Consider the following 15,160-nt stretch of genomic DNA (forward strand, 5'->3'; position numbering starts at 1 on the left):
GGGGTTGAAGGGTTGCCGGCTGAGTTGGAGGGTTGCCCCTTGAGAATCTGAGGGGGCAACTCTGGAGGTGACGGGGCACCCCTCGAGTTGGAGGGTTGCGCCCCGGGGTTGAAGGGTTGCCGGCTGAGTCGGAGGGTTGCCCCCTGAGAATCTGAGGGGGCAACGCTGCGGGTGAGGGGGCAACGCTGCGGGTGCGCGGCTGGCGCGTTAGAGGGGGTTGGCGGACCAGGTGTCGCAGGCGGTCATGTCGCCCGAGTCCATGCCGCGCTTGAACCAGCGCATGCGTTGCTCGGCGGTGCCGTGGCTGAAGCTCTCGGGGTTGACTTGGCCCTGGGTCTTCTGCTGGATGCGGTCGTCGCCGACGGCGGCGGCCGCGTCGAGGCCGCGGGCGATGTCGTCTTCGCTGAGCTCGGTGATGAGTGGTTTGCCGTTCTTCCCCGGGACCGTGGTGGCGTGGTTGGTCCAGATACCGGCCAGGCAGTCCGCCTGGAGTTCGGAGCGGACCGAGTCGGACGTCGGGCCGTTGCGGGTCTTGATCCGGTCGAGGATGCCGTACAGGTTCTGGATGTGGTGCCCGTACTCGTGCGCGATGACATATGCCTCGGCGAACTCGCCGCCCCGGGCGCCGAGGTCCGTCTGCAGGGTGTCGAAGAACCCGAGCTCCAGGTACACCCGCATGTCCGGCGGGCAGTAGAACGGGCCGACCGCGCTGGTCGCCGGGCCGCAGCCGGTGTTCACCGAGCCGTCGAAGACCCGCATCGCCGCGCGGGTGTACTTCTTCCCGCGCCGGGGGAGCTCGGCCGCCCAGAAGCCCTCGATCGAGTTCTGGTAGAAGACGAACCGGCAGTTCGAGTTCGACTGCAGGTCGGTGCCCTTCTTGCAGGAGCCCAGGTTGCCGGCCGCGGTGTTCTGCGTCGCGGGCTCGTCGCTGCCACCTCCGCCTGGCAGCCCGCCCGAGAGCAGCAGGATCACGACCAGCAAGATGATGCCGCCGATGCCGCCGCCGACCGGGATCATCCCGCCCGGCAGGCCGCCGCCGCGTCCGCCGCCACTGCCGCGGGTGTCCTCGATACCGCTGGTGTCGAGATCCGCATCCGGGTTGAATTTCACGGCACATACACTAGACGCTGAGAGCGGGGATTCCGGCGTGCCGTGACACCGCCTGTTCAGCCCGTTTCCGAGTGTGAGGACGCCTGCGACCCCCGATGATCACTGTTTCCAATCTCGAGGTTCGCGTCGGTGCCCGTCAGCTGCTCGCGCCCGCGTCGTTCCGGGTCGGTCCGGGCGACAAGGTCGGGCTGGTCGGCCGCAACGGTGCCGGTAAGACCACGCTGACCAAGATTCTTGCCGGTGAGGGCCTGCCGGCCAGCGGCTCGGTGTCGACGTCGGGCGAGATCGGCTATCTCCCGCAGGACCCGCGCACCGGCGACCTCGACGTACTCGCCCGGGACCGGATCCTGTCCGCCCGCGGCCTCGACGACGTCGTACGGCGCCTGCGCAGCGCGGAGAAGTCGATGGCCAGCGCGGACGAGAAGACCCGCGCGAAGGGCATGCGGCGGTACGAGCGCGCCGAGGCGGACCTGCACGCCGCCGGCGGGTACGCCGCCGAGTCGGAAGCGGCGCGGATCGCGGCCAACCTCGGCCTCCCGGACCGCGTCCTCGGTCAGCCCCTCGCGACGCTGTCGGGTGGTCAGCGCCGCCGGGTCGAGCTGGCCCGGATCCTCTTCGCGCAGGCCGAAACGCTGCTGCTCGACGAGCCGACCAACCACCTGGACGCCGACTCGATCATCTGGCTGCGCGACTTCCTGAAGTCGTACGCCGGTGGCGTGATCATGATCAGCCACGACGTGAACCTGCTCGAGGAGACCGTCACCCGGGTCTTCCACCTGGACGCGAACCGGGCCGAGATCGACATCTACAACGTCGGCTGGAAGGCGTACCTGACCCAGCGCGAGACTGACGAGCGCCGCCGCAAGCGCGAGCGGGCGAACGCGGAGAAGAAGGCCAGCCAACTGGTCGACCAGGCGAACAAGATGCGCGCGAAGGCGACGAAGGCGACCGCCGCGCAGCAGATGCTGCGGCGCGCCGAGCAGCTGATGTCGTCGCTGGAGGAGACCCGCCAGGCCGACCGGGTCGCGAAGATCGCGTTCCCGACGCCGGCGCCGTGCGGCAAGACGCCGCTGATGGCCCGCGAGCTGTCGAAGTCGTACGGCTCGCTGGAGATCTTCACCGACGTGGACCTGGCGATCGACAAGGGCTCGCGGGTCGTCGTCCTCGGTCTGAACGGTGCCGGGAAGACCACGCTGCTGCGGATCCTCGGCGGGATCGAGAAGGCCGACACCGGCGAGATCATCGACGGTCATGGCCTCAAGCTCGGGTACTACGCCCAGGAGCACGAGACTCTGGACGTGAACCGGACGGTGCTGGAGAACATGAAGTCCGCCGCCCCGGACCTGAACGAGACCCAGGCCCGCAGCGTCCTCGGCTCGTTCCTGTTCACCGGTGACGACGCGGACAAGCCGGCCCGGGTGCTGTCCGGCGGTGAGAAGACCCGGCTCGCGCTCGCGACGCTCGTGGTGTCCGCGGCGAACGTGCTGCTGCTCGACGAGCCGACCAACAACCTGGACCCCGCGTCCCGCGCCGAGGTGCTGAACGCGATCCGCTCGTACGCCGGCGCCATCGTCCTGGTCACGCACGACGAGGGCGCGGTCGAGGCACTCGAGCCGGAGCGCGTCGTCCTGCTCCCAGACGGCGTCGAGGACCTCTGGACCAACGAGTACGCCGACCTGGTCTCGCTCGCCTGATTACTTCTGAGTAATATCCGTCCCATGACTGGTCTGCGACTGAGTGTGGACGGGCCCGTGGCCCGGGTGGTGCTGGATCGGCCCGAGGTGCGCAACGCCCAGACGCCCGCGATGTGGAGCGCCTTGGCGGACTTCGGTACGTCGTTGCCGTCCGACGTCCGCGTGGTCGTGGTGTCGGGGGAGGGGCCGTCCTTCTCGGCCGGACTCGACCGGCGGCTCATCATGGGAGAGAACGACCTGGGTGAGGAGCCGCTGCTCAATCTGGGCGCCAAGCCGACCGACGAGGTCCTTGAGCTGATCGCACACTTCCAGTCCGGCTTCTCCTGGCTGCGGCGGCCGGAGATCGTGAGCGTCGCGGCGGTCCAGGGTCACGCGGTCGGCGCCGGCTTCCAGCTCGCCCTGGCGTGCGACCTGCGGGTCGTCACGCCGGACGCCCGCTTCAGCATGCGCGAGCCGTCCCTCGGTTTGGTCCCGGACCTCGGCGGCACGAAGCCGCTGGTCGAGCTCATCGGTTACTCCCGGGCGCTGGAGATCTGTACGACGACCCGCTGGGTGGAGGCCCCCGAGGCGAAGGAGCTCGGCCTCGCGAACATCGTCGTACCCGAGGCGGAGTTGGAGGCGACGGTCAAGGACCTGACCGACGCGCTGCTCGGCCCGTTGCCGGGAGCGATCCGCGAGACCAAGGCATTGCTCCTCGGTGCCGCGGACCGCTCGTACGACGACCAGCTCAAGGCCGAACGCGAAGCCCAGGAGCGCCGCCTGAAAGAACTCCTGGCCGCCTTCGGTCAGGGATGACGGGGAGTTACAGCCAGCCTCGCCGGGCGGCCTCGGCACCTGCCTGGAACCGGGTCTGGACGCCCAGGTTCGTGAGGAGTTCGCCGACGCGTCGGCTGTAGCTGCGCGCCGAGATGCCCAGGTAGCGGGCGGCGATGCTGTCCGGCTGCCCGGACGCGAGCGCGGGCAACAGGGCCCTGAGATGCGGCGGTAGGTCGTCCGCGTCCGTCTCCGGCTCGGTTCCCGTCTGCCACAGCTCGCGATGGATCCCGACGAGTCTGGCGACCAGCGCGGGGTCATACATGATCTGGAATCCGTCGGCGAGAACCGTGGAGTCGATGGCGCGGACGACGACCCGCCGGTCCAGAACCGACAGTTTGGTCGGTATCCGGGGCACCACCCGCGCCTTGCCGCCGGCCCGGTACACGATGGCGCCGAGCTCGCGATCGGCGAGCAGGCCGGCCCGCGACGTCACCTGCCGGACGTCGACGCCGCGGTCCAACGCGTCCCGCAGAGTGGCCGGACCGCGTTGCTGAATGGAGTCCGGTACGCCGCGGGCGATCAGGTACGCGGTGTCGTCGAGGCTCAGGATCTCGTGCCTGGCCTGGGCGCGCAGCCGGCTGATGGTGTCCCACAGGAAGCTCCGTGAGCCCCTGACGAGCCTGCTGGGCGGCGCGGATCCGGCACGCGTGCAGTGCGCCGATCGGTCGAAGGCATCGGCCAGCGCAGCGATCAGCGCGTCGTGCGACGCCCCTGTCTCGTCACTTGCACGCATCGAGGTGCATCATGCCCGGCCAGGTGCGGCAGGTCCAGCGGTGGCGAGTTCTCGCCAGCCGCGGACCGCCGGGCCGTTGCCCGGTGAGGATCGGATCGTCATTTCTCCGACGAGAGAGAACTTCAACTATGCGAACACTGTGCATGATCATGGCGACGCTGATGGGGGTCGTGGGCCTGGCGTACGCCGCGGGCGGCCCAGCCCACGCGGTTGGATCAGAGGGGCTGTTCGCCGACCAGGCGCGGACCGCGGGGCTGTCCGCGGCGCAGGCCCGCACGCTGCAGGACGCCGTCGATCGCGAGATCGCGGCCACTGGCGGCCGGCAGGTGGCCGCCAACAAGGTCGCGTGGGACGGCGGCGGGACAATCCTTCCGTTGCCCGGCGAGGCGCGGGTCCGCGATCTGACGGTGACCGGGGGCACCTACTACCGCTGCCCCTACCTGAGCCTGTGCACCTTCACCGGTAAGAACTACAGCGGCACGATGCATTACATGTCCAAGTGCCGGGAGTATGCGATCCCATACATCTTCGGTTCCTGGATCAACAACCAGTCCAGCGGTCTCCACGCGGTGTTCCGGGACGAGGAACACCGGACGATCTACACCACCCCCGCACCGCTGAGCTATTCCGCCGACTCCCCGTACGTGGGGGTCTACGCCAACTTTGCCAAGCCCTGCTACAACTGACGGCCGGCGTGCGGCGGACACCGGGGAGGGGGTCCGCCGCACGCCTCATTGCGCTCGTCGCGGCGTCTACGGCCAGTTGTCGATCACCACGTCGTTCGGTGACGGGTCACCCTTGCCGGTCTCGACGTACTTCTTCAGGCTCAGCAGGAAGGTCGCCCACTTGGTGCTGCAGTGGTGCATGAACTCGACCGGCTCCTTCCAGCCCTCGTGCTTGAACAGCACGATCGCCCACTGATCGGTCTGCGAGAGCTCGAAGCTGATGTGCGTACCGATCCACTCCGGCGGCCCGTCGATCACCTCCCACCGGACCAGTTCGCCGGGCTTGGTCTCGAGGACTTTCATGTCGAAGCCCTCGTCGTTCGCGGCGGCGAAGCGGTACTTCGTCACGCCGTCGACCTCGGGGTCGCCGGTGGTGTTCTCGGTCCACCAGCCGGCCAGGCCGTCGATCGTGGTGAGTGCCGCGTAGACGTCCGCGGGGGAGGCGATGACGCCGACGCGGTGCAGGATGTCGTACATAGGATGCTTCCTTTCAGGAGTCTTGCTGTCGTTGGATTGACTCGGCGATCCGCTTGATCCGCTGCAGTCGCCGGTCCCAGGTCTGACCGACGGCGGCCAGCTGGTCGATCGCGTGGGCGAGTTGGTCCTCGTCCACGGTGTACCGGCGTTCGCGTCCGGACGGTGTGGAGTGCACGAGTCCGGCCCGGTCGAGAACGCCGAGGTGTTTCGCGACCGCCTGCCGGGTGACCGGCAACTGGTCGCTGAGACTGGTCGCGGTGCCCCCGCCGTTCGCCAGCAGCAGGTCGAGCATCCGCCGCCGGGTGGGATCGCCGATCGCCGACCAGATCTCGTCGTCGATCACGGCCGGTGCACCAGCCGGTCGACGTACGGCGCGATGCGGGGGAGGAAGTAGTCCCAGCCGCTGGTGTGGTCCTCGAGTACGGCGTCGGACTTGGCGGCCTCGTCGTACCCGGTCTCGGCGAACCGGAGCAGCGTGCCGCCGTCGACCGGAACCAGGTCGAAGGTCACGAGCACCGAGTTCTGCGGGGTCGCGGTCTCGCCGTCGTAGTCCCAGCGGAAGGCGAACCGGTGCGGCGGCTCGGCCTCGATCACGGTGACCGGCACGACCGTCGCCCCCTCGTCCTGCCGGAACGTGATCGATCCGGTCGCCCCGGGTACGGCGTCGAGGTCGGCGTCGTCCGGCCACCACTCGCGCAGGTGCTCCGGCGAGCTGACTACCTGGTACACCACGTCCGGGGTGGCCTCGATCCGAATCTCCCGCTCGATGCTCCTGCTCATGACCCTCATCCTTTCGCAACCTTTGGTTGCTCATGACTGTAGACCAGGACCGCGGGATGTGCAACCAAAAGTTGCGGGAAGCGTCCTGGTCCCGGGAATGTTGAGAAGATCGGGGTAACGAGAGGGAGCTGAATGTCTTCACCGATGATGCGCGGCGGGATGGGCGCGATGGCCTGGCGGCGCCAGGACTCGTCCGTGGTCGGCCAGAAACTGGCCAAGGGCACGCTGCGCCGGATCGTCCGGTTCGCGCGGCCGTTCCGCTGGCAGATCACGGCGTTCCTGCTGCTGGTGATCGTGTCCGCGTTCCTGGTGATCGCGTCGCCGCTGCTGTTCAAGAAGATCGTCGACGACGGGATCTCCAAGGGGAACGCCGGCCTGGTCACCGCGCTCGCGCTGGTGGTCGCGCTGCTCGCGGTCTTCGAGGCGATCCTCGGCCTGGTGCAGCGCTGGTTCTCGGCGCGGATCGGTGAAGGGCTGATCTTCGACCTGCGAACGAAGGTGTTCGCGCACGTCCAGCGGATGCCGGTGGCGTTCTTCACCCGGACGCAGACCGGCGCGCTGGTCTCACGGCTGAACAACGATGTGATCGGCGCGCAGCAGGCCTTCACCTCCACGCTGTCGGGGGTGGTCTCGAACATCATCAGCCTGATCCTGGTGGTCGGCGCGATGCTCGCATTGAGCTGGCAGCTGACCGTGGTCGCGATCCTGATGCTGCCGATCTTCCTGATCCCGGCGCGCGTGCTCGGCCGCCGGCTGGCCGCGATGACCCGCGAGCAGATGAACCTGAACGCCGAGATGTCGACCGCGATGACCGAGCGGTTCAGCGTCGGCGGCGCCCTGCTCGTCACCCTGTTCGGGCACCCCGCGCAGGAGAGCGAGACCTTCGGCGAGCGGGCCGGCCGCGTCCGTGACCTGGGCATCCGGATCGCGATGCTCGGCCGGGTGTTCTTCACCGCGCTCACCCTCGTCGCCGCGCTGGCGACAGCCCTCGTGTACGGCGTGGGCGGCAACCTGGCCGTCCGCGAGACATTGACGGTCGGGACGCTACTCGCTCTGGTCGCCCTCCTCGGGCGGCTGTACGGGCCACTGACCGCGCTGTCCAACGTCCGCGTCGACGTGATGACCGCGCTGGTGTCCTTCGAGCGGGTCTTCGAGGTGCTCGACCTGGAGCCGATGATCAAGGACAAGCCGGATGCGCGCGACCTGCCGGAGAACGCGGCGAGCGTCGAGTTCGAGCACGTCGCGTTCTCGTACCCGACCGCCGAGCAGGTGTCGCTCGCGAGTCTGGAGTCGGTCGCCGTGCTGGACAAGCGCGTGTCGGCGCAGGTGCTCGAGGACGTGAGCTTCGCCGTACAGGCCGGTCAGATGGTTGCCCTGGTCGGTCCGTCAGGCGCCGGCAAGACGACGATCACCAACCTCGTCGCCCGGCTGTACGACGTCACGGGAGGAGCGGTCCGGGTCGGCGGGGAGGACGTCCGCGACGTGACGCTGCAGTCGTTGCACGACACGATCGGGTACGTGACACAGGACGCGCACATGTTCCACGACACGATCCGGGCGAACCTGCTGTACGCCAAGCCCGGCGCGACCGAGGACGAGATGATCGCGGCACTCGAGGCAGCGCAGATCTGGGCGCTGGTCTCCGCGCTGCCGGACGGGCTGGACACGGTTGTCGGGGACCGCGGGCACCGGCTGTCCGGTGGCGAGCGGCAACGACTCGCGATCGCGCGATTGTTGCTGAAGGCGCCGAAGATCGTCGTACTCGACGAGGCGACCGCGCACCTGGACTCGGAGTCCGAGGCCGCGGTCCAGCGAGCGCTCGACACCGCGCTGGAGGGCCGGACGTCGCTGGTGATCGCACACCGGTTGTCGACGGTGCGGAACGCCGACCAGATCCTGGTGGTTGACCACGGCAACATCGTGGAGCGCGGCACGCACGACCAGTTGCTCGCCGCCGGTGGCGAGTACGCTGATCTGTACCACACGCAGTTCGCGGAATCGGGAGCCGTGTCCGGCACAGCGGCAGGTGTCTGATGATCAAGCTGGGACTCGTTCTCGCGGCGGGGTACGCCGGCTTCAAGGCGGCGTACCACTCCGAGGACGGTCGGCACTACGGTGAGACCGGCGAGCGCGCGATCAGGACCACGCTGTCGTTGCTGATCGCGAGTCTGGCCGGCGGCATCACCTACGCCGCCCTACTGTCCCATTAGGTGGCGGCGGTCTTCTCCGGGTCGTGCTCCAGCAGGTGCAGGATCGGTACGCCGAGGTGCCGGCGGGCCGAAGTGGTCCAGTCCAGGTGGAAGAACTCCGCCACGATGTGCGGCCTGGTCAGGATGATGACCTCCCGGCCCTGGACGTGCCGCACGGTCGCCACCAGGGCCTCGATCGGCCGCTCGTGTGAGATGCCGCCCTCGGCGTTCTGCCCGAGGTCGCGCAGCCGTTGCACGCTGCGGCCGCTGCAGCCCTTGGCCTCACTGTCGATCGCCTTCTGCGCCTCGGCGAGGTCCTCACGCTGGCCGACGAGCCCGGGCCCGTAGAGATCCGCGGTACCGAGCGCGCTGATCGAGGCCTCGACACCGGCCTCGGCGTTGTGGCAGGGCACCAGCACGTGGTACGTGACCGGCTCAGGCATGTCGTGGTGGAGTTCGACGACGCGTTTCGCGTCGGGCTCGGACAGTTCCTGTTCGACGAGCAGTACGACGTCGTACATCGCAACCTCCGGTTCCTTACCAGTCGGTATGCCTCCATAGTGCACCGGAAGCACCCGAAATAATCACCTGGATCGTTCCAGTCTCCGGCGCCCGTAGGTGCGCAGCGCCCGGAGCAGGTCGACCTCCCGGAACGCGGGCCAGTACAGGTCGCAGAACTCGATGTCGGATCGGGTTGCCTGCCACAACAGGAAGTCCGACATCCGTAGTTCGCCGCTGGTCCGGATCACCAGGTCGGGGTCGGGCAGTCCGGGCACGTACAGGTGCCGGCTGATCGTCTCCTCGTCCAGTTCGTCCGCGATGTCCTCGAGGGACCGCCCGTCCGCCGCCGCCTCGTCCAGCACCGCGCGTACGGCGTCCAGGACCTCGAGTCGTCCGGAGTAGCCGATCGCCAGCGTCAGGTCGCCGGCGTCCCGGTCACGGCTCAGGTCGACCGCTTCCTTGAGCGCGCGAGCCGTTGAATCGGGCAACAAGTCCAGCTGTCCCGCGACGTGCAACCGCCAGCGGTGGTCCCGGCGTACGTGGTCCGCGAGGACGCTCTCGGTGAGCTCCATCAGGTAGTCGACCTCGGACGAGTCCCGCTTGCGCAGGTTGTCGGCCGACGCGACCCAGGCCGTCACGCAGGTGACACCGGCGTCGGCGTTCCACTGCAGGAACTGTTCGAGGTGCTTGGCGCCGAAACGGTGACCGATGCGCACGTCGTCGTACCCCTCGCCGCGCGCCCAGCGGCGGTTGCCGTCCATCGCGATCGCGACGTGGGCGGGCTTGGGCAGTCCGCGGAGCTGACGTCGGAGGCGACGGTTGTAGAGGGGATACAGCATCAGCGTTGGGCGCTGGACAGGACGTCGGCCAGGTCGAACTTCACCGGTTCCTCCAGTTGCTCGTACGTGCAGGACTCCGGCGTACGATCCGGACGCCAGCGGACGAACTGCGCGGTGTGCCGGAAGCGGATGCCTTCCATGTGGTCGTACCGCACCTCGACGACGAGTTCCGGGCGCAGCGGTGTGAACGAGAGATCCTTGCCGGCCTGCCAGCGGCTGCCCTCGGCGTTGCGCGGTGTCCGGACGCCTTCCTCCTGCTTCGCCCACGCCCACGGGTGGTCGTCGAAGGTGGTGACGAGCGGCTGCAGCTCCTCGAACAGCTCCTTGCGGCGCTCCATCGGGAACGCGCCGATCACACCGACGCTCGCCAGCGTGCCGTCGCCGTTGTAGAGGCCGAGCAGCAGCGAGCCGATCCGGTCCGGGCCGCTCTTGTGCAGGCGGTACCCGGCGACGACGCAATCCGCCGTACGCTCCGGCTTGATCTTGAACATCGTCCGCTTGTCCGGGACGTACAGGCCGTCCAGCGGCTTCGCGATCAGCCCGTCGAGACCGGCGCCCTCGAACTGCTCGAACCACTGTGCCGCGATCTCGTGGTCAGCGGTCGCGGGCGTGACGTGGATCGGCTCCTTGACGTCGGCGAGCGCGTCCAGCAACGCCGTACGGCGCTCGGCGAACGGGCGCTCGGTGTAGTCGTCGTCCCCGAGTGCCAGCAGGTCGAACGCCACGAACCGCGCCGGCGTCTTCTCGGACAGCATGTTCACCCGGCTCGCCGCGGGGTGGATCCGCTGCTGCAGGGCCTCGAAGTCGAGACGGTCGCCGGACTCGCCGATCACGATGATCTCGCCGTCGATCGCGCAGCGCGCCGGGAGATTCGCCTTCACCGCCTCGACCAGTTCGGGGAAGTACCGGGTCATCGGCTTCTCGTTCCGGCTGCCGATCTCCACCTCGTCGCCGTCGCGGAAGATGATCGACCGGAACCCGTCCCACTTCGGCTCGTAGCTCATCGTGCCGCGCGGGATCTCCTTCACCGGCTTGGCGAGCATCGGCTTGACCGGCGGCATGACAGGCAGTCGCATTCCGTCATTCTGTCCCACGCCGGGGACAGTCACCAGGATCGTCACCTGGCGTGCCCGCCCCGTACCGGCACTGTCATAGACCAGTGGTGGACAGAGTGGTGGACAGTGAACCGGCCTCCCACGGACAATGCTGGGATGAGCACGGTGCCGGTCGAGACGCGTCCGTCGGACGCAGAGCGGGACCGTGCGCTCGCCGTACTGCGCGACGGTGCCGGCTCGGGGCGGCTGTCGCACGACACGTTCATCCGGCGGATGAACTTCGTGCTGCGCGCGCAGAGCCGCGGCGAACTCGCCGACGCCGTCCGGGACCTTCCACCCGCCGAATCCCGCGTCGCCCGGTGGACCCGGGATGTGCGCTCGCGGGTGCGGAAGCTGGTGGATCGGCTGTCCGGAGCGCCGCGGACGCCGGTGCCGCCGACGCCCAGTCTCGGGTTGCCGGCGCCGGGTTCACCCACCGTGCGGATCGGTCGCGGCCCTGGGGCGACGCTCCGGCTGCCCGACATCTCGGTGTCGCGCTTCCACGCCGAGCTCCGGCACGTCGGCGACGGCTGGATGCTTCGCGACCTGGGTTCGATGAACGGCACCTGCGTGAACGACCTGCGCATCACCACCACCGTTCGGGTCCGTCCCGGGGACCGGGTCAGCTTCGGCGCCGTCGACTTCAACCTGACGTGGATGGATCAGCCGCAGTAGTTGCATCCGGTACCCGGGTACAGGTTTACCGTCGACACATGGACGAGATCTGGGCTCCGCAGGCGTGCACCTTACCCACCGCGGACCGCCCGTTCCGGGTCGCCGAGTTCGACCGGCTGTTCGCCGACCACCTGCGCCGCGCAGAGCGCGTGGACCCGCAGACGCTCGACCTCACGCTCGGCCCCGACTCCCGCGCGACGGTCGCCAACCTGACCGCCCGCGAAACCGAATGCTGCTCCTTCTTCACCTTCACCCTCAGCGAGCACACCGGCGACCTACGCCTCCGAGTCGCGGTCCCGACGACCCACACCGCCGTACTCGACGGCCTGACCAACCGCCTCCCGCGATGAGATCGAGCGAGGTCGCGGCGGCGGCCGGTGTCAACCTCCAGACCCTGCGGTACTACGAGCGGCGCGGACTGCTCGACGAGCCGGACCGGAGCCTCGGCGGTCACCGGATGTACCCGCCGGAGACAGTCACCACCTTGCGCGTGATCAAGGCGGCCCAACGCCTCGGCTTCACGCTCACCGAGGTGTCGGATCTTCTCGATACCGCCAGGCATCGGCATGGGCGCGGCGAGGGAGCCGGGTTGCAGGCGAGGGCTCGGGAGAAACTGGTGGCCGTGGAAGCCAAGATCGCGGACCTGACGGTCATCGCCGAGACCTTGCGCGCCGGGATCGCCGCCGGCTGCGACGACCTGGAGACCTGTGCGGGCGACCCCGCCTGCCCGCTCCCGTTCACCGAGATCGGGCGCGGCCGGTGACGGTCCTGCGGTCGGTCGGCTTGTTCGCGGTGGCGGCGCTGGCCGAGATCGGGGGTGCTTGGTTGGTGTGGCAGGGGTGGCGGGAGCACCGGGGAGTGCTCTGGATCGCCGGTGGGATCGTTGCCCTCGGCGCCTACGGGTTCGTCGCCACGTTCCAGCCGGACCCCAACTTCGGGCGCATCCTGGCCGCGTACGGCGGGATCTTCGTGGCCGGCTCACTCGCCTGGGGGATGCTCGTCGACCACTTCAGACCCGATCGCTACGACCTGCTCGGCGCCGCCATCTGCCTCGTCGGCGTCGTCGTGATCATGTACGCGCCGCGCAGTTCCTGACCATCAGCGCGCGGTCCACGCCCGCGGACACCTAGGTAAGTAGCACGACCTTGCCGGTGGTGGCCCGGGTCTCCAGCGCCTGGTGCGCGGCGGCTGCGTCCGCCAGTGGGAACGTGGTGGTCAGGGCCGTCCACCGACCTTCGATCGTCTCTTCCAGCGCCGCTCTTTCGAGCGTGCGGAGTTGGCGCGCGAGCTTCGCCCCGATGGCCCATCCCGCGGTCAGGCCTCGGTTCATCAGGTCCTCGTGGGTGAACTGGATGGGGCCACCACCGGACCAGCCGAACATGAAGACCCGGCCGCCGGTGCCGAGCAGGTCGAAGGCCTGCCGGCCGTTGGCGCCGCCGACGCCGTCGAGGAGGACGGTGATCTCACGGTCGCCCAGCTCGGCCTTCAGCTTGGCTGCCCACTCAGGGTCGCGATAGTCGACGGCGTACTGCGCGCCGAGTGAGCGGACGAGCTCGACCTTCTCCGGCCCGCCGGCCACGCCGATGGCGATCGCGCCGACGTTCCGGGCGGACTGGATCAGGTAGCTGCCGATCCCGCCCGCGGCGGCCGTGACCAGGACGACGTCGTCCAGGGTGAGGCGGGCCTGCTGGAGGATCCCGGCGGTCGTGCGGCCGGTGCCGATCGCGGCGACGGCCTGGGCGGCGTCGACGTGGTCGGGGAGTTCGTAGAGCGAGTCGGCCTTCGCCACCGCGCGTTCGGCGTACCCTCCTGGGACCATGCCGAGATGGACGACGACCCGCTTGCCGATCCACGCCGGGTCCGCGTCCGGACCGGCCGCGGACACCCGGCCGGCGACCTCGCGGCCCGGGATGGTCGGCAGGTCCGGGACCGGGATCGGGCTACCGCCGGCGGAGCCGGCCCGGATCATCGTGTCGACGAGATGCACCCCGGCCGCCTCGACCTCGATCAGGACCGTGCCGGCGGTGGGGGAGGGTACGGCGACGTCCTCGAGGACGAGGTTCTCCGCCGGGCCGAAGCTGTGCAGTCTGATGGCTTTCACAGTCGGCAACGCTAGAACCTCAACAATGATTGAGGTCAACCACTGCCACTTCCTTACGTTGTGTACTAAAGTGCGCCCGAGGAGGGTGACGTGGCGAAGATTCTGAGAGGTGCGACCGCGCAGGAGACGCACAGCGCGATCCTGGACCTGATCCGCTCCAGCGGCACGGTCACCCGCGTCGACCTCGCCGACCGGTCCGGCCTGACCGGCGCGTCGATCTCCCGGGTGGTCAAGCGGCTGCTCGCCGACGGCCTGATCATCGAGACCGGGTACGGCGACCCGACCGGCGGGAAACGCGCCACGCTGCTCCAGTTCAATCCGCGCGCCCGGCACGCGGTCGGTATCGCGGTCGACACCCCGAGCACGACGTACGTCGTGACCGACATGAGTGGCCGGGTGATCGAGCAGGTGTCCTCGCGCGGGATCGGGAAGGACGCGCCGGCGACCGCCGTGCAGCGGATCACCGCCGAGCTCGAGGATCTGATCGTCCGCGCCGGGATCGAGCCGTCGACGCTGGCCGGTGTCGGGGTCGCGCTGGCCGGCCGCCAGGGGCGCGGCGGGACGCGGCTGCTGCGGACGGACTCCCAGAAGTACGCGTGGGAGCCGTTCGCCGTGCGGGACACGCTGAAGGACGCGATCGATCACCCGATCGTGGTGGAGAACGACTCGACCTGCGCGGCGATCGGGGAGTTCTGGGCCGGCCGGATCCCGTCCGCCAACGACTTCGCGACCGTCTACATGGCGGCCGGCTTCGGCCTCGGACTGATGACGAACGGCGACGTGTACCGCGGTTCGTCGTCGAACGTCGGCGAGATCGGGCACATGGTGCTCGACGTGAACGGGCCGATGTGCTGGTGCGGCGGTCAGGGCTGCCTGGAGATGCTCGCCGCACCCGCCGCGGTCGTGGCCCGTGCGGAGCAGAACGACTCGCTCGCCACCGAGCTCGGCCTGCGCGGCCGCCGGACGTCGGTGCGGTCGGACTTCGCACGGATCGCCCGGCTCGCCGCGGCCGGCGACGCGCGGTGCGTCGAGCTGATCGAGGAGTCCGCGCTGTACTTGGCGAAGGCCCTGCTCTCGATCACCAATCTGCTCGACCTCGACCAGATCATCCTGGCCGGCCCCGGGTTCAGCGAGGCCGGCGACATCTACGTCCGGGTCGCGGCGCAGGAGCTCAACCGGCTCTCCTTCGTCCGCGCCATGCACCCGACCCGCGTCGAGCTCTCGAAGCTCGGCCCGAGCGCGGCAGCCCTGGGAGCCGCCTCACTCGTCCTGCACAGTCAGCTCACACCCCACCAGAACGCGCGCGCCTAACCAGCGCCCCCGTCACCCGTCACCCAGCCACGTCACCCTCGCCTCCGCCCCGAGCCATTTCGAGGGTTCGCCCTTCCGCTTGCCCCTTCGCCCCCGGCATGCGGCGGGTGAAGGG

The 15,160-nt window shown here is 69.2% G+C and carries 19 protein-coding genes; 10 read left to right on the forward strand and 9 right to left on the reverse strand.

Going from position 1 to position 15,160, the window contains the following annotated elements:
* Positions 1-207: 207 nt before the first annotated feature.
* The gene (locus tag ACFYRH_RS15425) at positions 208-1,110 is read right to left on the reverse strand and encodes a neutral zinc metallopeptidase (RefSeq protein WP_387774201.1); all 903 of its coding nucleotides are present in this window, start codon (positions 1,108-1,110) and stop codon (positions 208-210) included.
* A gap of 95 nt (positions 1,111-1,205) precedes the next feature.
* Between ACFYRH_RS15425 and ACFYRH_RS15430 the strand changes: the two genes are divergently transcribed.
* Positions 1,206-2,804, forward strand: a complete 1,599-nt coding sequence (locus ACFYRH_RS15430) for an ABC-F family ATP-binding cassette domain-containing protein (protein ID WP_387774204.1) — start codon at positions 1,206-1,208, stop codon at positions 2,802-2,804.
* 24 nt (positions 2,805-2,828) lie between these two features.
* Positions 2,829-3,599, forward strand: coding sequence for an enoyl-CoA hydratase/isomerase family protein (locus tag ACFYRH_RS15435; protein ID WP_387774207.1), 771 nt, complete (start codon positions 2,829-2,831; stop codon positions 3,597-3,599).
* Positions 3,600-3,606: 7 nt separating this feature from the next.
* Here the strand turns inward: ACFYRH_RS15435 and ACFYRH_RS15440 are convergent, their stop codons facing one another.
* Positions 3,607-4,353, reverse strand: coding sequence for a hypothetical protein (locus ACFYRH_RS15440; protein WP_387774210.1), 747 nt, complete (start codon positions 4,351-4,353; stop codon positions 3,607-3,609).
* A 149-nt stretch (positions 4,354-4,502) separates the two neighbouring features.
* Here ACFYRH_RS15440 and ACFYRH_RS15445 point away from each other — a divergent pair, with 149 nt between their 5' ends.
* A complete protein-coding gene (locus ACFYRH_RS15445; RefSeq protein WP_387774213.1) occupies positions 4,503-5,039 on the forward strand; it encodes a hypothetical protein in 537 nt (178 codons plus the stop codon).
* 66 nt (positions 5,040-5,105) lie between these two features.
* Here ACFYRH_RS15445 and ACFYRH_RS15450 read toward each other — a convergent pair whose 3' ends face one another.
* Genes ACFYRH_RS15450 through ACFYRH_RS15460 form a run of 3 tightly spaced genes read right to left on the reverse strand, consistent with a single transcriptional unit; the run spans position 5,106 to position 6,335 of the window.
* Positions 5,106-5,555, reverse strand: coding sequence for an SRPBCC domain-containing protein (locus ACFYRH_RS15450; protein WP_387774216.1), 450 nt, complete (start codon positions 5,553-5,555; stop codon positions 5,106-5,108).
* Positions 5,556-5,568: 13 nt separating this feature from the next.
* Positions 5,569-5,898: an ArsR/SmtB family transcription factor gene (locus tag ACFYRH_RS15455; protein ID WP_387774219.1), complete on the reverse strand. Its 330-nt coding sequence runs from the start codon at positions 5,896-5,898 to the stop codon at positions 5,569-5,571.
* Positions 5,895-6,335, reverse strand: a complete 441-nt coding sequence (locus ACFYRH_RS15460) for an SRPBCC family protein (RefSeq protein WP_387774222.1) — start codon at positions 6,333-6,335, stop codon at positions 5,895-5,897. Before ACFYRH_RS15460 ends, ACFYRH_RS15455 begins: the two co-directional genes overlap by 4 nt.
* A gap of 132 nt (positions 6,336-6,467) precedes the next feature.
* On the opposite strand from ACFYRH_RS15460, the gene ACFYRH_RS15465 reads away from it, so the two are divergent.
* Positions 6,468-8,369, forward strand: coding sequence for an ABC transporter ATP-binding protein (locus ACFYRH_RS15465; RefSeq protein WP_387774225.1), 1,902 nt, complete (start codon positions 6,468-6,470; stop codon positions 8,367-8,369).
* On the forward strand, positions 8,369-8,545 hold the full coding sequence (locus ACFYRH_RS15470; RefSeq protein WP_387774228.1) for a hypothetical protein: 177 nt from the start codon (positions 8,369-8,371) through the stop codon (positions 8,543-8,545). The genes ACFYRH_RS15465 and ACFYRH_RS15470 overlap by 1 nt, the downstream gene beginning before the upstream one ends.
* Here the strand turns inward: ACFYRH_RS15470 and ACFYRH_RS15475 are convergent.
* The 3 genes from ACFYRH_RS15475 to ACFYRH_RS15485 form a co-directional block, all read right to left on the reverse strand.
* Positions 8,542-9,045, reverse strand: a complete 504-nt coding sequence (locus tag ACFYRH_RS15475) for a hypothetical protein (RefSeq protein ID WP_387774231.1) — start codon at positions 9,043-9,045, stop codon at positions 8,542-8,544. The two genes, ACFYRH_RS15470 and ACFYRH_RS15475, sit on opposite strands and share 4 nt — an antisense overlap.
* A gap of 63 nt (positions 9,046-9,108) precedes the next feature.
* Positions 9,109-9,864, reverse strand: a complete 756-nt coding sequence (uppS, locus tag ACFYRH_RS15480; protein ID WP_387774234.1) for a polyprenyl diphosphate synthase — start codon at positions 9,862-9,864, stop codon at positions 9,109-9,111.
* Positions 9,864-10,940, reverse strand: coding sequence for an ATP-dependent DNA ligase (locus tag ACFYRH_RS15485; RefSeq protein ID WP_387774237.1), 1,077 nt, complete (start codon positions 10,938-10,940; stop codon positions 9,864-9,866). Before ACFYRH_RS15485 ends, uppS begins: the two co-directional genes overlap by 1 nt.
* Positions 10,941-11,075: 135 nt before the next feature.
* Between ACFYRH_RS15485 and ACFYRH_RS15490 the strand changes: the two genes are divergently transcribed.
* Genes ACFYRH_RS15490 through ACFYRH_RS15505 form a run of 4 tightly spaced genes read left to right on the forward strand, consistent with a single transcriptional unit; the run spans position 11,076 to position 12,728 of the window.
* Complete coding sequence (locus ACFYRH_RS15490; protein WP_387774240.1) at positions 11,076-11,633, forward strand: FHA domain-containing protein; 558 nt, start codon at positions 11,076-11,078, stop codon at positions 11,631-11,633.
* A 38-nt stretch (positions 11,634-11,671) separates the two neighbouring features.
* The gene (locus ACFYRH_RS15495; protein ID WP_387774243.1) at positions 11,672-11,983 is read left to right on the forward strand and encodes a hypothetical protein; all 312 of its coding nucleotides are present in this window, start codon (positions 11,672-11,674) and stop codon (positions 11,981-11,983) included.
* Positions 11,980-12,396, forward strand: a complete 417-nt coding sequence (locus ACFYRH_RS15500; RefSeq protein WP_387774246.1) for a MerR family transcriptional regulator — start codon at positions 11,980-11,982, stop codon at positions 12,394-12,396. The genes ACFYRH_RS15495 and ACFYRH_RS15500 overlap by 4 nt, the downstream gene beginning before the upstream one ends.
* A complete protein-coding gene (locus tag ACFYRH_RS15505) occupies positions 12,393-12,728 on the forward strand; it encodes a YnfA family protein (RefSeq protein WP_387774249.1) in 336 nt (111 codons plus the stop codon). The genes ACFYRH_RS15500 and ACFYRH_RS15505 overlap by 4 nt, the downstream gene beginning before the upstream one ends.
* A 31-nt stretch (positions 12,729-12,759) precedes the next feature.
* Here ACFYRH_RS15505 and ACFYRH_RS15510 read toward each other — a convergent pair whose 3' ends face one another.
* Positions 12,760-13,734, reverse strand: a complete 975-nt coding sequence (locus ACFYRH_RS15510; protein ID WP_387774252.1) for a zinc-binding dehydrogenase — start codon at positions 13,732-13,734, stop codon at positions 12,760-12,762.
* 90 nt (positions 13,735-13,824) lie between these two features.
* On the opposite strand from ACFYRH_RS15510, the gene ACFYRH_RS15515 reads away from it, so the two are divergent.
* Positions 13,825-15,045 (forward strand): ROK family protein, encoded by a 1,221-nt coding sequence (locus ACFYRH_RS15515; protein ID WP_387774255.1) that lies wholly within the window; start codon positions 13,825-13,827, stop codon positions 15,043-15,045.
* Positions 15,046-15,160: the final 115 nt, after the last annotated feature.

Source organism: Kribbella sp. NPDC004875 (genome assembly GCF_042873375.1).
In the GTDB taxonomy this organism is placed as follows: Bacteria; Actinomycetota; Actinomycetes; order Propionibacteriales; family Kribbellaceae; genus Kribbella.

What these genes read in the sequence shown, in the direction of transcription:
- ACFYRH_RS15430 (WP_387774204.1), top strand. Translation starts at nt 1,206, where the DNA reads ATGATCACTGTTTCCAATCTCGAGGTTCGCGTCGGTGCCCGTCAGCTG.
- ACFYRH_RS15435 (WP_387774207.1), top strand. Translation starts at nt 2,829, where the DNA reads ATGACTGGTCTGCGACTGAGTGTGGACGGGCCCGTGGCCCGGGTGGTG.
- ACFYRH_RS15440 (WP_387774210.1), bottom strand. Translation starts at nt 4,353, where the DNA reads ATGCGTGCAAGTGACGAGACAGGGGCGTCGCACGACGCGCTGATCGCT.
- ACFYRH_RS15445 (WP_387774213.1), top strand. Translation starts at nt 4,503, where the DNA reads ATGGCGACGCTGATGGGGGTCGTGGGCCTGGCGTACGCCGCGGGCGGC.
- ACFYRH_RS15450 (WP_387774216.1), bottom strand. Translation starts at nt 5,555, where the DNA reads ATGTACGACATCCTGCACCGCGTCGGCGTCATCGCCTCCCCCGCGGAC.
- ACFYRH_RS15460 (WP_387774222.1), bottom strand. Translation starts at nt 6,335, where the DNA reads ATGAGCAGGAGCATCGAGCGGGAGATTCGGATCGAGGCCACCCCGGAC.
- ACFYRH_RS15465 (WP_387774225.1), top strand. Translation starts at nt 6,468, where the DNA reads ATGTCTTCACCGATGATGCGCGGCGGGATGGGCGCGATGGCCTGGCGG.
- ACFYRH_RS15470 (WP_387774228.1), top strand. Translation starts at nt 8,369, where the DNA reads ATGATCAAGCTGGGACTCGTTCTCGCGGCGGGGTACGCCGGCTTCAAG.
- ACFYRH_RS15475 (WP_387774231.1), bottom strand. Translation starts at nt 9,045, where the DNA reads ATGTACGACGTCGTACTGCTCGTCGAACAGGAACTGTCCGAGCCCGAC.
- uppS (WP_387774234.1), bottom strand. Translation starts at nt 9,864, where the DNA reads ATGCTGTATCCCCTCTACAACCGTCGCCTCCGACGTCAGCTCCGCGGA.
- ACFYRH_RS15485 (WP_387774237.1), bottom strand. Translation starts at nt 10,940, where the DNA reads ATGCGACTGCCTGTCATGCCGCCGGTCAAGCCGATGCTCGCCAAGCCG.
- ACFYRH_RS15490 (WP_387774240.1), top strand. Translation starts at nt 11,076, where the DNA reads ATGAGCACGGTGCCGGTCGAGACGCGTCCGTCGGACGCAGAGCGGGAC.
- ACFYRH_RS15495 (WP_387774243.1), top strand. Translation starts at nt 11,672, where the DNA reads ATGGACGAGATCTGGGCTCCGCAGGCGTGCACCTTACCCACCGCGGAC.
- ACFYRH_RS15500 (WP_387774246.1), top strand. Translation starts at nt 11,980, where the DNA reads ATGAGATCGAGCGAGGTCGCGGCGGCGGCCGGTGTCAACCTCCAGACC.